Source organism: Acidimicrobiales bacterium (assembly GCA_036270875.1).
Lineage (GTDB): Bacteria > Actinomycetota > Acidimicrobiia > Acidimicrobiales > AC-9 > AC-9.
In genome coordinates this window covers 1-14,372 of record DATBBR010000121.1, presented here as the reverse complement: position 1 = coordinate 14,372, position 14,372 = coordinate 1, and the positions used below count along the sequence as shown (strand labels likewise).

Sequence of the window (14,372 nt, the reverse complement as noted above, 5' to 3'; positions counted from 1 at the left end):
TGGCGGGTCGGGTCCTTCCTCAACGGGGTGAATGGTCGGTGACCTTTCGGCGAACACTGCGACCCTTATAGTTGCGCCTCTGGCAGTGCTACTCGCGGCGTGCCCCCGGCAGGATTCGAACCTGCGCACCCGGCTCCGGAGGCCGGCGCTCTATCCCCTGAGCTACGAGGGCGCTGATCCGAAACTCTACCGGGTTGGTAGTTGGCCCTGGCTGGGCCCCTAGTATTCCCCCTGATGCCTGAAACCACGGTACTCGTCGTCGACGATGACCCCGTGATCCAGACGCTGCTGCAAGTCAACTTCGAGATGGAGGGCTATACCGTCGTCGAGGCAGTGGACGGGGTCGAGGGGCTCGAGCGGGCCCGGGCCGACCTGCCTGACGTGGTGGTTTTGGACATCATGATGCCGAAGATGAACGGCCTCGAGGTGGTCTCGGCGCTGAAGGCCGACCCGGCCACAGCTGACATCCCTGTCATCCTCCTCTCGGCCAAGGCGCAGGAGTCCGATATCAGGGCCGGTCAGTCGACGGGGGCGGAGGACTACATCACCAAGCCCTTCGACCCCCTCGACCTCCTCGATCGCGTCGCGGCCCTGATTTCCAAGCAGCGGTCGTGAACGTCCGTGACGTGCTGGCCGACTCCGTGCTTGCCGCCCTGGCCGATCTCGGCGTGGACCCTCTCCCCGCTACCGTCGCCTTCGAGCGACCGGCCCGCCCCGAGCACGGCGACTGGTCCTCGAACGTCGCGCTGACCTCGGCCAAGGCTGCGGGACGCGCCCCGCGTGAGCTGGCGACGGCCCTCGCCGAGCGGCTCACCGCCGACCCGCCCCCCCACGTTGCCGCCGTCGAAGTGGCCGGGCCCGGCTTCGTCAACTTCCGTCTGCGGCAGTCGTGGCTCCACGAGGCCCTCCGTCAGGTCGTCCGCGAGGGCACCGACGACTACGCCCGCGACGACACCGGCAAAGGAGAGCGGGTCCAGCTCGAGTTCGTCTCGGCCAACCCAACCGGACCCCTGCACGTGGGCAATGGGTGGCTGTGCTCCTACGGCGACGCCCTGGGCCGCATCTTCAGCCGCTGCGGCTGGTCGGTGAGCCGCGAGTACTACGTCAACGACACCGGTGGCCAGATCCGACGCCTGGGCGAGAGCCTGCTCGCCCGCCGACGCGGAGGGGTCGTGCCGGAGGAGGGCTACCAGGGCGAGTACGTGGCCGAGCTCGCCCGCGCCTATGACGGCCCCGATGACGATGTGGTCGCGGCCGGCAGATGGGCAGCGACGCGAATTCTCGACAACATCCGGGGCACGCTCGAGGGGCTGGGCATCGTGTTCGACGAGTGGTACAGCCAGGCGTCGATCGAGGAGAGCGGCGCCGTCGAGGAGACGATCGCCGTCTTGGCCGAGCGGGGCCTGGTCTACGACTCGGATGGGGCCACCTGGTTGCGCAGCACGGCCGTCGATGACAGCCGCGACCGGGTCCTGATCAAGTCCGACGGCGAGTTCACCTACCTCGCCGGCGACCTCGCCTACCACCGGGACAAGTTTCTCGTCCGGGGCTACGACCGGGTGATCGACATCTTCGGGGCCGACCACCACGGCCAGGTGGCGAGCCTGCTGGCGGGGGTGCGGGCGCTCGGCGTCGAAGACGGACGCCTCGAGGTCGAGCTCGGGCAGATGGTGTCCCTCGCCGACGGCAAGATGTCCAAGCGCTCGGGGAACTTCGTCAGCCTGGACTCCCTGGTCACCGACATCGGTCCCGACGCCACCCGCCTGCTCAGCCTGATGACCTCCATCGACCAGGCCACGACCCTGGACCTCGATCTCATCAGGCGTCAGTCGATGGAGAACCCGGTGTACTACGTGCAGTACGCCCACGCTCGGATCGCCTCGATCGATCGGGTCAGGCGGGAGCGGGGGATCGAGCGCCAGCCCCTCGATCGAGTTGACCTGGGCCTGCTCACGCACCAGCGCGAGCTGGCTCTGCTGCGCGCGCTCACGGAGCTCCCCGACGTGGTGCTCACCGCCTGCCGTGACCGGGCTCCCCACAAGGTCACCACCTGGGTTCGGCAGCTGGCCGGGGACTTTCACGGCTTCTACCACGACTGCTACGTGATGGGACAGGGGATCAGCGAGGAGCTCACCCAGGCCCGCTTGTGGCTGGTCGAGGGTGCGCGCATCGGGCTCGCCGTCGGCCTCGGCCTGCTGGGCGTCAGCGCGCCAGACTCGATGTGACCACCTCGCAGGCCAGCACCCCGAGCGCCGCCGTGAACCGGCGTCTGTTGCCTGACACCTCGTCGGTGTCCCCCGACGGTCGACTCTCCGTCGGTGGGGTCGATGTGATCGAGCTGGCCGAGGACGTCGGCACTCCGGTCTTCATCTATGACGAAGTCCACCTGCGGGCGCGCTGCCGGGAGGCGGTCGCGGCGTGGGGAGAGGGGGTCGCCTATGCCAGCAAGGCTTTTCTCTGCAAGGCCATGGCTGCGCTCGCGCACGAAGAGGGCATGTGGCTCGAGGTTGCGACGGGCGGCGAGCTGTTCGTCGCGCTGGCGGCCGGGGTGCCGGCCGGGCGCCTCGTTCTCCACGGCAACAACAAGTCCGAGGAGGAGCTGGCGAACGCGGTCGAGGTTGGCGTGGGCCGCATCGTGGTCGACTCCTTCGACGAGATCCATCGCCTTCAGCGAGTAGCAGCTGGACGCCGGCCTGCCGTGCTGGCGAGGATCACTCCAGGCGTGGAGGCGCACACCCACGAGTACGTCAGGACGGGTCAGGAGGACTCGAAGTTCGGCTTCGGGTTGAGCTCCGGTGCGGCCACCGAAGCCGTGGAACGCCTGCGGGCGTCGAGCGCGGTGGAGCTGGTCGGCATACACGCGCACATCGGAAGCCAGGTCTTCGTGGTCGAGTCGTTTGTGAAGGCGGTCGAGGTGCTGGCCGGTTTCTTCATCCCCCTCCGGCTGCCGGAGCTCTGCGTGGGTGGCGGGCTCGGTGTTGCCTACGTCGAGGGCGAGTCGGCGCCGAGCATCACCGAATGGGCGGCCGCCGTCCACACCGCCTGCGATCGGTCCGGCATCCCCCCGAGCACGCGTATCACGGCGGAGCCCGGCCGGGCCGTGGTCGCAGCGGGCGCCCTCACCGTGTACCGAGTCGGCACGATCAAGCCCCTGCCCGGTCTGCGCACATACGTCTCGGTCGACGGCGGCATGAGCGACAACCCGAGGCCCGTGCTGTACGGCAGCGGTTACGAGGCCTTTCTGCCCCGCGCCACCACGGTCGAGCGGGCCCGCACCGTCACGATCGTCGGCAAGCATTGCGAGTCGGGAGACGTGCTCGTCCGGGACGCCAGGGTCCCGGACGATCTCGCTGTCGGTGACCTCCTGGCGACGCCGGTCACCGGTGCCTACGGGCACTCCATGGCATCCAATTACAACAAGGTGCCCCGCCCGCCAGTGGTCTTCGTGGCCGATGGGCAGGCCCGGGTGGTGGTGCGCCGGGAGAGCTGCGCCGACCTCGCCCGGCTCGACGTCTGAGCTGCGGGCCCTCCCCACCGCGGATCGGCCCAGGTCCGGGAGGTAGCGTGGCGTCCATGACCATGACGCCGGTAAAGGTCGGCGTGCTCGGTTGCGGCAACGTCGGTGGCGCGCTGGTCCAGCTGCTCGCCACGGAGGCTGATGCCATCACCGCCAGCACCGGCGTCCGTCTGCAGGTGGAGCGGGTGGCGGTACGCAGCCTCGACAAGCCCAGGCCGCCCGAGCTGAGCGCTGATCGTCTGACCCGGGACGCCGCCGCCGTGGTGAACGATCCCGACATCGACGTGGTCGTGGAGTTGATCGGAGGGATCGAGCCCGCCGGCAGCCTGATCATCGAGGCCCTCAAGGCCGGCAAGCCGGTCGTAACGGCCAACAAGGAGCTGCTCGCCAGCGCGGGGGGCCAGCTGTCGGAGGTGGCGGCCGCCGTCGGCCTCGACCTGTTGTACGAGGCGTCGGTGGCCGGTGCCATTCCCTTGATCCGTCCCCTGCGGGAGTCGCTGGCGGGCGAGCGCATCCAACGGGTCATGGGCATCGTGAACGGCACTACCAATTACATACTCACCCGCATGAGCGAGGACGGCGTCGACTACGCGGAGGCCCTGGCCGAGGCCCAGAGCCTCGGCTACGCCGAGGGCGACCCGACCGCCGACGTGGAGGGGTACGACGCCAGCGCCAAGGCGGCCATCCTGGCCAGCATCGCCTTCGGCCAGGACGTGGTCACCGGCGATGTGTACCGGGAGGGGATCACCGCCGTCACCCCGCCGGACATCGCCTTCGCCGGCCAGCTCGGCTACGAGATCAAGCTCCTGGCCGTGGCCGAGCGGGTGGACGAAGCCGGCGTCGGCGGCAGTGGCGCATCGACCGACGGCCAGCCGTCCATCGCCGTCCGGGTCCATCCGGCGATGGTTCCGCGCACGCATCCCCTCGCCTCGGTGCGCGACTCGTTCAACGCCGTGTTCATCGAGGGCGAGGCCGTCGGCGAGCTCATGCTGTATGGCCGAGGCGCCGGCGGTCGGCCGACGGCGAGCGCCGTGCTCGGCGATCTCATCGACGCCGCCCACAACCTGCGGGCCGGCGGCGGTGGGCGCGTGACCGTGCGGTCGCGGGCCCACGTGGACCCCGTCGATCAGCTGCGCTCGCAGTACTACATCAGCATCGACGTGCTGGATCGTCCCGGCGTGCTCGCCACCGTGGCGGCGGTCTTCGGTGAGCACCGGGTCTCGATCCGCTCGATGGAGCAGGTTGGACTCGGCGACGAGGCCCGCCTCGTGTTCATCACGCACACGGCCGTGGAGCGCGACGTTCAGGCGACTCTCGACGGGCTGGCCCGACTCGATGCCGTCGAGCGGGTCCGCGGCCTGCTCCGGGTCGTCGGAGCGGAGCTCGGGGCGGAGTAGATGCGCCATCCCGATCGAGGGCCATCTGCCCCCGGCTGGCGGGGGGTGATCGAGGAGTACCGCGAGTTCCTGCCCGTGACAGTCGCCACGCCGGTGGTGACGTTGGCCGAGGGCGGCACGCCGCTTCTGCCCGCACCACGCCTGTCCGAACGGGTCGGAGCGCGGGTGCTGCTGAAGGTGGAAGGAGCCAACCCGACGGGGTCCTTCAAGGACCGTGGCATGACGGTGGCGATCTCCAAGGCCGTGGAGTCAGGGGCCAAGGCGGTCGTGTGCGCGTCCACCGGCAACACCTCGGCATCGGCGGCGGCCTACGCGGCGCGTGCCGGCCTCACCTGCGCGGTGCTGATCCCAGAGGGCCACATCGCGCTGGGCAAGCTGGCGCAAGCCCTTGTCCACGGGGCCAGAGTCCTCCAGGTGCCCGCCAACTTCGACGAAGCACTGTCGATCGTTCGCCAGCTCGGCGAGCGGGCGCCGGTCGTCGTCGTCAATTCGGTCAATCAGCACCGGATCGAGGGTCAGAAGACTGCGGCGTTCGAGGTGATCGACGCGCTGGGTGACGCCCCCGACGTCCACTGCATCCCGGTGGGCAACGCGGGGAACATCACGGCATACTGGAAGGGCTACTGCGAGTACCGCGCCGCTGGCCGATCCACCCGTGTGCCCCGCATGCTCGGGTTCCAGGCTGCGGGCGCGGCCCCCATCGTCGAAGGTCACCCCATCGAGTTCCCGGAGACCGTGGCGACCGCCATCCGGATCGGAAAGCCAGCCTCGTGGTATTCGGCCACGGCAGCGGCGTCGGAGTCCGGTGGCGGGATCCACGCCGTGACCGACGAGCAGATCCTCGAGGCCTACCGGTTCCTCGCCGCAGCCGAGTCGGTGTTCTGTGAGCCGGCGTCGGCGGCCGCGGTCGCCGGTCTCCTGCAGACCGGCGCCCCACCGGGGTCGACCGTCGTCTGCATCCTGACCGGACACGGCCTCAAGGATCCCGACATCGCCATCAGCCAGATCACGGTGCCCACGCCCGTTGACGCTGACCTGGCCGCGGTGCTCGTGGAGCTGGGTCTGTAGGACCCGCGGGAGCGCTCCGCCCCAGGCCAGGGGCAGTGGGTATGTTGCCCGGTGGGCCAATCGCGGCTATGCTGTGCGCACTGTCGGTTGCTGCTTTGGAATGCGGCGCCACCTCGAGACGTTCTCGCAGATGGACGCCTGGGAGGCTGCGACAGGGGGAAACCTTCTGTAAGCGAGGTTGTTTCGAGGTCTCCGTTCTCCTCGGACTCTTTCCTGCCCTTCCGTTCCCACCGGTAATGGCGAACGAGGCGACGCGGTGCGTCACCGGATCGAGGCAGGAACCCGCAGGTCCCCCCGTCCACAACCATCACTGCACAAACAAGCGAGGTGCTCGATGAGTGGAGAGCAACAGCTCGAGCGCTCGGTCCTGGAGCGCAAGGAACGCGACGAGCTCCACGCGATCGCCGAGGCAATGTCGTTGAAGACCGGTTCCAGAGCCAAGAAGGCCGACATCATCGACCAGATCCTTCGGGCGACCGGTGTCGAGGTGGCATCGAGTGGCGAAGGTGCCGCTGGCGACGGACCGCAGGCAGTCGGCCGGGCTGCCAGCGAGAGCGGGCCGAGTCAGACCGCGTCGCGCCCGGCGAGATCCACGAAGTCGCGGGGTGAGGGCGCCAACGGCCGGTCCAGCGAGGCGGCCAGCGACAGGGTCGAGGCCAGCGGCGACTTCGCCCTGGAGGCGACCGACGCCGAGGGGCCGCACGCCGACGGGGTGGGTGCCGACGGCAGCCAGCCGGAGGACGGCTCGGCGAGAGGGAGGGCCGCGGTCGTGGCCACCGCCGCCGGCGAGAGCGACCAGGCCGCTCAGGCCGGAGAACAGACCGGAGGCGTGGCCAAGGGCGCAGCCTCCAGAGATGCCGCCCCACCGGTGGAGCCCGGTGAGGAAGGCGACCAGGCGACGGGGCCAGATCGTCCCGGTACGACGGGCACGGAGCCCGCTGCCGGAGACGGGGACGCCGGGGGCCAGCGGGGCACGGCGGCCGGAGCGCCGCGGAACCAGCGGCAGGGCGGTAGCGCCAACGGCCGGGGTGGCCAGGCGGGCACCGCCAACCCCTCCGGCCAGCACGACTCGACGGCCGAGCCCGGCAATCGTCGCAGTCGTCGGCGCCGCGGCCGCGATCGGGACCGGGATCGGGATCGGGACCGGGATCGGGACCGGGACCGTGGTGATCGGGACCTCCAGGGACAGCAGGGGGCGCAGGAGGGTCAGTTCCAGGGTGAGCCCGTACCGGTGAGGGGGCTGCTCGACCTGCGGGACGAGGGCTTCGGGTTCCTGCGGACCAACGGGTTCCTGCCCAGCCCGAAGGACGTCTACGTCTCGATCAGCCAGGTGCGCCGCTTCGCGTTACGCAAGGGCGATTACGTCGAGGGGACGAGTCGGCCCGCCGCCAGCAGTGAGAAGTACCCCGCTCTGTTGCGCATTGACTCGGTGAGCAACATGAGCCCGGACGAGGCTCGTGAGCGTCCGCGCTTCGAGGACCTCACGCCGCTGTTCCCCGACTCCCGGTTCAACCTCGAGGTGCCGGGCGACTCCGCCAACATGACCGCGCGCATCGTGGATCTGCTCTCACCGGTGGGGAAGGGCCAGCGAGGTCTCATCGTGTCGCCGCCGAAGGCGGGCAAGACGACGGTACTCAAGCAGATCGCCCATTCCGTCGAGGCCAACCACCCCGAGGTGCACCTGATGGTGCTGCTGGTGGACGAGCGGCCCGAGGAAGTCACCGACATGAAGCGGTCCGTGAAGGGTGAGGTCGTGGCCTCCACCTTCGACCGTCCGTCGGACGAGCACACCCTCGTGTCGGAGCTCGCCATCGAGCGGGCCAAGCGCCTGGTCGAGCGGGGCACCGACGTGGTGATCATCCTCGACGGCATCACCCGCATGGCTCGGGCCTACAACCTGGCCCAGCCCGCCACGGGACGGATCATGTCGGGTGGTGTCGATTCCGGGGCCCTGTACCCACCGAAGAAGTTCTTCGGCTCGGCCCGCAACATCGAAGAGGGTGGATCGCTCACCATCCTTGCCACCGCGCTAGTCGAGACCGGGTCCCGCATGGACGAGGTGATCTTCGAGGAATTCAAGGGCACGGGCAACATGGAGCTCCGCCTCGATCGCAAGCTGGCCGAGCGCCGGATCTACCCCGCCATCGACGTCAACGCCAGCTCCACGAGACACGAGGAGCTGCTGTTCGATCGTTCGCAGCTCCAACAGGTGTGGAAGCTGCGCCGGGTCCTCAACGCGCTCGGCAACGAGGGGAGCGCCGCCGCTGGGCTCGAGCTGCTGATGGACAAGGTCAGGACGACGAAGAGCAATGAGGAGTTCCTGGCCGACATCGCCAAGGGACCCAACCCGCCGGCCTGACTTCCTGCCGGGTCTTGCCGGTCGCACCCGTACACTGGAGCCACCATGAAGACTGACATTCATCCCGAGTACGTCGAGGCCACCGTCAGGTGCTCGTGCGGGAACTCCTTCACCACCCGATCGACGAAGCCCGAACTGCACGTCGAGCTGTGCAACGTCTGCCATCCCTTCTATACCGGCCGGCAGAAGCTGGTGGACACCGGCGGTCGGGTGGAGCGGTTCGAGCGGCGCTACGGCCGTCGCCCGGGCGCCAAGCAGGGCCAAGCGAAGGCGCGGTCCTGACGCGTCCCCGTCGGCGCCCCGCCAGACCGTAACCTGACTCCGTGCTGGAACGCCTGGCCGCCCTGGAGGCGGAGTACGAGCAGGTGCTGTCCCGCTTGGCCGATCCCAGCATCGTCTCCGACCAGCAGGCGCTGAAGGACACCGCCCGCCGGCACAAGGAGCTGGAGGCTGTCGTCGGGGCCTACCGCGACCTCCAGGGCGCCACCGCCGACCTCGAGGCGGCGAGGGAAATGTTTCACGAGGCCGGGGGCGAGGAGCGGGAGGACGCCAGGGCCGAGGTGGACGAGGCCGAGTCCAAGGTGGCCAGGATCGAGGAGGAGCTGCGGCTCCTGCTGCTGCCGAGCGATCCCTACGACGGCAAGGACGTCATCGTCGAGATCCGAGGTGCCGAAGGCGGCGAGGAGGCCAACCTGTTCGCCAAGGATCTGGCCGACATGTACGCCCGCTACGCGGAGCGCATGGGCTGGCAGGTCGAGGTGCTGGCGTCGGATCCGTCCGAGCGCGGAGGCTACAACGAGATCACCTTCCAGGTGAGGGGCCACGAAGCCTGGAGCCACCTCAAGCACGAGGGTGGGCCCCACCGGGTCCAGCGGGTGCCGGTCACCGAGTCGCAGGGTCGCATCCACACCTCCTCGGCCACCGTGACCGTGCTGCCCGAGGCCGAGGAGGTCGACATCAAGATCGACCCCAACGAGCTGAAAGTCGACGTCTACCGATCGACCGGGCCCGGTGGTCAATCCGTCAACACGACCGACTCCGCCGTGCGGGTGACCCACCTGCCCACGGGCATCGTGGTGTCGATGCAGGACGAGAAGAGCCAGATCCAGAACCGGGCCAAGGCCATGCGGGTGCTGCGGGCCCGCTTGCTCAAGGCCGAGCAGGACCGTCAGGCCGCCGAGCTCTCCGAGCAGCGGCGGAGCCAGGTGGGCGGCGGGGGCCGGTCCGAGAAGGTCCGCACGTACAACTTCCGGGAGAACCGGGTCACCGATCACCGCGTCAACCTGACCCTCCACAAGCTGGACCGGATCCTGATGGGCGAGCTCGAGGAGCTGACCGACGCCCTGCGGGCCGACGAGCGGGAGCGACAGCTGCGAGGCGACGCCTGAGCGCCCGTGGCACCTGGCGGGATCTGCTGGAACGAGCTCGGCGTCGCCTCGACTCCGACATAGACGGACGCCGCATCCTCGAGGAAGCATCCGGGTTCGAGGGCGCGGAATGGGCCTTGGGGCTCGACGAGCCCGCTCCGCCACGCGCTGCTGCGGACTTCGACGGCATGGTCGTCCGGCGCGAGTCGGGTGAGCCCCTGCAGTACGTCGTGGGCCGATGGGGTTTCCGCTCGCTCGACCTGATGCTCGACGCCCGGGTGCTCATCCCCCGCCCCGAGACCGAGCAGGTGGTCGAGGTGGCCATGGAGGAGCTCGCCCGGGCCCTCGGGGGGCCCGAGGGGATCCGGCGTGATCCGGGGCCGGCAGCCGCCGACCTCGGTACGGGGTCGGGCGCCATCGCCTTGGCCCTGGCGGCCGAGGTGCCGGGGCTGGAGGTGTGGGGGACCGACAGCTCCGAGGGGGCGCTGGCGGTGGCCAGGGCCAACCTCGCCGGCCTGGCCGGCATGGCCGCCACGCGGGTCCGGCTGGCTCGGGGCTCGTGGTATTCCGCCCTTCCGCAGCAGCTGCGGGGACGCCTGTCGCTGGTGGTGTCGAACCCGCCCTACGTGTCCGAGGCCGAGGTCGCCCAGCTCCCTGCCGAAGTGGCGGACTGGGAACCCCGGGAGGCCCTCGTGGCCGGGCCCTCGGGACTGGAGGCGGTGGGCGCCGTCCTCGCCGAGGCCCCCGAGTGGCTGGGGCCGGGGGGTGCGGCGGTGATCGAGATCGCTCCCCACCACGAAGCGGCGGCCACGTCCATGGCTCGGGCCGCCGGCTTCGCCGACGTGCATGTCCGTGCCGATCTGTCGGGCCGGTCGCGGGCGGTGATCGGTAGGCTCGCCTAGGTGCCTGTCCTGGCTGCCCTGGGCTCACCTCCGCCGGAGGCGTCGCTCGTCGCTGCGCTCCAGGCCTTCGACAATGGCCTGGTGGTGGCCCTACCCACTGACACGGTCTACGGGCTGGCCGTCGATCCCTTCCGTCCGAGCGCCGCCGATCGGCTCTTCGCCCTGAAGCGCCGCCCGCGCACCGTCGACCTTCCGCTTCTGGTGGCCAGCGCAGACCAGGTGCTGACCGTGGCCACTGGCGTGCCCAAGGTGGCCGAGCGGCTCATGGACCGCTTCTGGCCGGGTCCGCTCACGGTGGTCGTGCCCCGCCGGCCCGATCTGGAAGCCGACCTGGGCGACGACGAGGCCACGGTGGGGGTCCGTTGTCCCGACCACCCGGTTCCGCTGACGCTGTGCCGGCGCCACGGCCCGCTGGCGACCACCAGCGCCAACCTCCACGGTCAGCCCACCATGACCACGGCGACGGAGGTGGCGGCCGCGCTCGGGGACTCGGTGGAGGTGGTGCTCGACGCAGGCCCGTGTGCCGGACTGCCGTCGACCGTCGTCGACTGCACCGGTGAGGACCCCAAATGCCTGCGGGAGGGTCGGGTCCCCTGGACCGAGCTGGAGGCGGCGCTCTAGCAAGGGCGGCTTCCCGCCTGTGGGGCCTCAGCCGAGCTCGAGGGCTCCGCCGGAGCGGAGCACGGCCGGGCGCCCGCACTGCTCTTCGTGCGTCATGTCCTTGAGCAGGACCGGATCGGTCACGTTGCCCCACGCCCGGCGGCCGTCAGGCAGCAGGCAGGCCACGATCCCGAGGCTGGGCGATCCATCCCGCTCGTGCATCACCGTGTAGGACTCCACCCGTACCGGCCCTTCGTGGTCGGGCGCCGTCGATCGGCGCGGCAGGGCGTCGACGTCCGCCTGGGGCGAGCCCCGACGAAAGCCACCCGACATCGGCGTCGTGGAGTACACGCCCATCGCGTGCTTGGTGGCGAACCATCCAAGGGCGGTGACCAGGCCGTGCGAGCCAGGGGTGGCCCGCAGTCGCACCACCATGGCGGCGATGGCGTGCGTGGCGTAGTTGTTGCCCGGCCCGCCGGCGAAGGTGAGCCCGCCGGTGACGGTCAGCGGGCGACCAGGCTCGTCCAGGCCGAGACCCAGCTCGGCGGCCGCGATCTGCACGGCCGACGGAAAGCAGGAGTACAGGTCCACGTGCGCGATGTCGTCGATCCCGATCCCGGCGAGGTCCAGGACGGTCCGTCCGGCCAGTCGGATGGCGGGGGAGGAGTGGAGATCGGCCCGCTCGGAGACGAACCAGTGGTCCTCGGCCTCCGACCCGCTCCACACGAACACCCAGCGATCCGGCGGGACCCCGGCGGCGCGGGCCGCCTCGACGGAGCACAGCACGAGCGCCGCGGCCTGGTCGGTCTGGATGTTGGCGTTCATCAGCTTGGGGTACGGAAAGCCGATCATGCGGTTGTTGGACGACGGCGTGCGGATCTCCTCGGCGCTGCGCTCGGTCGGGGACCAGGCGTAGGGGTTGCGGGCGGCGACGGCCGAGAATCGCGACCACAGCTGCGACACCCTGACCTGGTGCTCGTCGACCCCTTCACCCGCGGCGGCCCGGAGGGCATTCTCGAAGACGGGGTACACCTGGACGGGCAGGGCCAGGGATCGGGCCGCCTCGGCGTCGCTGACGCCCGGCCGGTCGTGGCCGACCTGACGGGGCCCCGGGGTGTCGGGGGCCTGCTGGGCCCACGACAACCGCAGACGTGAGCCCTCGGGACCAGCCTGCCGAGCCAGGAGTCGAGTCTGGATGGCCTCGGCCCCGGCGACCAGGGCGACGTCCATGCGGCCGGCGGCGATGGCCTCAGCGGCGTCGTTGACCAGGAGCTGCGGACCGTTGCCGCCGGGCACCGAGCGCACCGTCTCGCCCGGGTCGGCGCCGAGGGCGGAAGCGATCGCCGCCGCCGGGTTGGGGTAGTGCCAGGAGAGGGTGTCCACCACTCGAACGCTGTCAGCGGCCCGCAGCAGCCGGTCCCCGGTGCCGCTGTCCTCGCCCGCCGAGCGCAGGGCATCTGCCATCATCGTCGCCGGATCGGGGAAGGAGGCCAGGTCCGAAGCTTCGTCGGGCCGGCGAAGGCTCTGGCCCACCCCGACGATGACAGGGGCGCGAGGGTCAGGATTCACGGCGGGGCGGACCTCCTGGTGACGCAGCGGCGGCGGGCCGCCGGGCAACCGTAGCCGTCGCAGGGGCGCCGGTACACTGCCAGGATCGACGTCCTCCTGGTCTGCACGGCGAACATCTGTCGATCTCCAATGGCCGAGGGCCTGCTCCGCCACCGACTGGAGGGCCTTGGCATCGAGGCGCGCATCCGATCGGCCGGTGTGCTCGACACCGGGTCGCCAGCGGCGCCCGAAGCCGTGGCGGCGCTGCGGGCGCGCGGCATCGACATCTCGGCCCATCGGAGCCGGCGACTGTCGGGTCCGCTCGTGGCCGGCGCCGACCTCGTCCTGGGCATGGCCCGACAGCACGTCCGTGAGGTCGCGCTGATCGACCCAGCGGCCTGGCCCCACTCGTTCACCCTCAAGGAGCTCGTTCGCCGCGGCGAGCCTGCCGGCCCATGGGCGGCCGGCCAGTCGCTGGACGAATGGCTGGCCAAGGTGGCCGCCGATCGCACGCACGCGGAGATGCTGGGCTCGTCACGCGCCGATGACGTCGCCGACCCGATCGGCGGCCCGCGGTCGGGTTTCGAGGCCACGGCAGCGGAGCTCTCCGAGCTGGTCACAGGGCTCGCTGCCCTGCTGCGAGCGGGAGCCTGATGGGAGAAGCTCGGGGGGCGCGCGGCGCGGTCGAGGACCACGAGCTCGAGCAGCTGCTCGCGCGCGAGCTCGAGCGGCAGCAGACGACGCTCCAGCTCATCGCGTCGGAGAACTTCGCTTCCCCGGCAGTGCTGGCGGCGACCGGTTCGGTCCTCACCAACAAGTACTCGGAGGGGTACCCGCACAAGCGGTACTACGGAGGCAATCGTGTCGTCGACGAGGTCGAGGACCTCGCTCGCGACCGGGTCACGCGTCTGTTCGCCGCGGACCACGCCAACGTCCAGCCTCACTCGGGGGCCAGCGCCAACGACGCCGCCTACATGGCCCTGTTGGAGCCGGGGGACACGGTGCTGGCCATGCGGCTCGACCAGGGCGGCCACCTCACCCACGGGTCGCCTGTCAACTTCAGCGGGCAGCGCTACCGCTTCGTCGCTTACGGCGTGACACCCGCCCGGCCGGACGGGTCGGGTGAGCGCATCGACCTCGACCAGGTGGCCGAGCTGGCCCGGGCCGAGCGGCCCAAGCTCATCGTGGCCGGGGCCACCGCCTACCCGCGAACCATCGACCCGGAGCCCTTCCGCTCGATCGCCGACGAGGTCGGCGCCCGCTTCCTCTGCGACGCCGCCCATCCCGCCGGGCTCATCGCCGCTGGCGTGCACCCAAACCCGTCGCCGCTTGCCGACGTGGTCACCTTCACCACCCACAAGACCCTCCGGGGGCCCCGAGGGGGGGCGATCCTGTGCCGAGGCGAGCTGGCGGCGGACATCGACCGTGCCGTCTTCCCGGGCCTGCAGGGTGGGCCCCTCGAGCACGTGATCGCGGCCAAGGCGGTGGCCTTCCACGAGGCCGCCCAGCCTTCGTTCCGCGCCTACGAGGCCCAGGTCGTCGCCAACTCTCGGGCGCTGGCCCAGGCCCTGGACGGAGAGGGGTTCCGGCTGGTTTCCGGGGGTACGGATAACC

General features: G+C 70.5%; 13 protein-coding genes and 1 tRNA gene. 12 read left to right on the top strand and 2 right to left on the bottom strand.

Translation table 11 applies throughout. The features are described from left to right. Nucleotides 1-100 precede the first annotated feature (100 nt). Nucleotides 101-172, bottom strand: a tRNA-Arg gene (locus VH112_12135). 62 nt (nucleotides 173-234) lie between these two features. Here VH112_12135 and VH112_12130 point away from each other — a divergent pair. The 10 genes from VH112_12130 (at nucleotide 235) to VH112_12085 (ending at nucleotide 11,231) form a co-directional block, all read left to right on the top strand. Continuing rightward, complete coding sequence (locus tag VH112_12130; GenBank protein ID HEX4540984.1) at nucleotides 235-615, top strand: response regulator; 381 nt, start codon at nucleotides 235-237, stop codon at nucleotides 613-615. Continuing rightward, the gene (locus VH112_12125; GenBank protein HEX4540983.1) at nucleotides 612-2,225 is read left to right on the top strand and encodes an arginine--tRNA ligase; all 1,614 of its coding nucleotides are present in this window, start codon (nucleotides 612-614) and stop codon (nucleotides 2,223-2,225) included. The genes VH112_12130 and VH112_12125 overlap by 4 nt, the downstream gene beginning before the upstream one ends. A gap of 32 nt (nucleotides 2,226-2,257) precedes the next feature. Further along, nucleotides 2,258-3,517, top strand: a complete 1,260-nt coding sequence (gene lysA, locus VH112_12120; protein HEX4540982.1) for a diaminopimelate decarboxylase — start codon at nucleotides 2,258-2,260, stop codon at nucleotides 3,515-3,517. 56 nt (nucleotides 3,518-3,573) lie between these two features. Then, entirely contained in the window at nucleotides 3,574-4,914 is a 1,341-nt protein-coding gene (locus VH112_12115; GenBank protein HEX4540981.1) for a homoserine dehydrogenase, read from the top strand. Beyond that, nucleotides 4,915-5,982 (top strand): threonine synthase, encoded by a 1,068-nt coding sequence (thrC, locus tag VH112_12110; GenBank protein HEX4540980.1) that lies wholly within the window; start codon nucleotides 4,915-4,917, stop codon nucleotides 5,980-5,982. A gap of 334 nt (nucleotides 5,983-6,316) precedes the next feature. Next, the gene (rho, locus tag VH112_12105) at nucleotides 6,317-8,341 is read left to right on the top strand and encodes a transcription termination factor Rho (protein ID HEX4540979.1); all 2,025 of its coding nucleotides are present in this window, start codon (nucleotides 6,317-6,319) and stop codon (nucleotides 8,339-8,341) included. A 45-nt stretch (nucleotides 8,342-8,386) separates the two neighbouring features. After that, complete coding sequence (rpmE, locus tag VH112_12100) at nucleotides 8,387-8,623, top strand: 50S ribosomal protein L31 (protein HEX4540978.1); 237 nt, start codon at nucleotides 8,387-8,389, stop codon at nucleotides 8,621-8,623. A gap of 41 nt (nucleotides 8,624-8,664) precedes the next feature. After that, the gene (gene prfA / locus VH112_12095; protein HEX4540977.1) at nucleotides 8,665-9,729 is read left to right on the top strand and encodes a peptide chain release factor 1; all 1,065 of its coding nucleotides are present in this window, start codon (nucleotides 8,665-8,667) and stop codon (nucleotides 9,727-9,729) included. After that, the gene (prmC, locus tag VH112_12090) at nucleotides 9,726-10,610 is read left to right on the top strand and encodes a peptide chain release factor N(5)-glutamine methyltransferase (protein HEX4540976.1); all 885 of its coding nucleotides are present in this window, start codon (nucleotides 9,726-9,728) and stop codon (nucleotides 10,608-10,610) included. The genes prfA and prmC overlap by 4 nt, the downstream gene beginning before the upstream one ends. Continuing rightward, nucleotides 10,611-11,231: an L-threonylcarbamoyladenylate synthase gene (locus VH112_12085; GenBank protein HEX4540975.1), complete on the top strand. Its 621-nt coding sequence runs from the start codon at nucleotides 10,611-10,613 to the stop codon at nucleotides 11,229-11,231. It abuts the gene before it with no gap. Nucleotides 11,232-11,258: 27 nt separating this feature from the next. On the opposite strand, the gene VH112_12080 is transcribed toward VH112_12085, so the two are convergent. Beyond that, complete coding sequence (locus VH112_12080; GenBank protein HEX4540974.1) at nucleotides 11,259-12,779, bottom strand: acetyl-CoA acetyltransferase; 1,521 nt, start codon at nucleotides 12,777-12,779, stop codon at nucleotides 11,259-11,261. Nucleotides 12,780-12,863: 84 nt separating this feature from the next. Between VH112_12080 and VH112_12075 the strand changes: the two genes are divergently transcribed. Together VH112_12075 and glyA are read left to right on the top strand one after the other, a co-directional pair. After that, complete coding sequence (locus tag VH112_12075) at nucleotides 12,864-13,412, top strand: hypothetical protein (protein ID HEX4540973.1); 549 nt, start codon at nucleotides 12,864-12,866, stop codon at nucleotides 13,410-13,412. After that, a partial coding sequence (glyA, locus tag VH112_12070) for a serine hydroxymethyltransferase (protein ID HEX4540972.1) occupies nucleotides 13,412-14,372 on the top strand: 961 nt, incomplete at its 3' end. The genes VH112_12075 and glyA, both read left to right, overlap by 1 nt.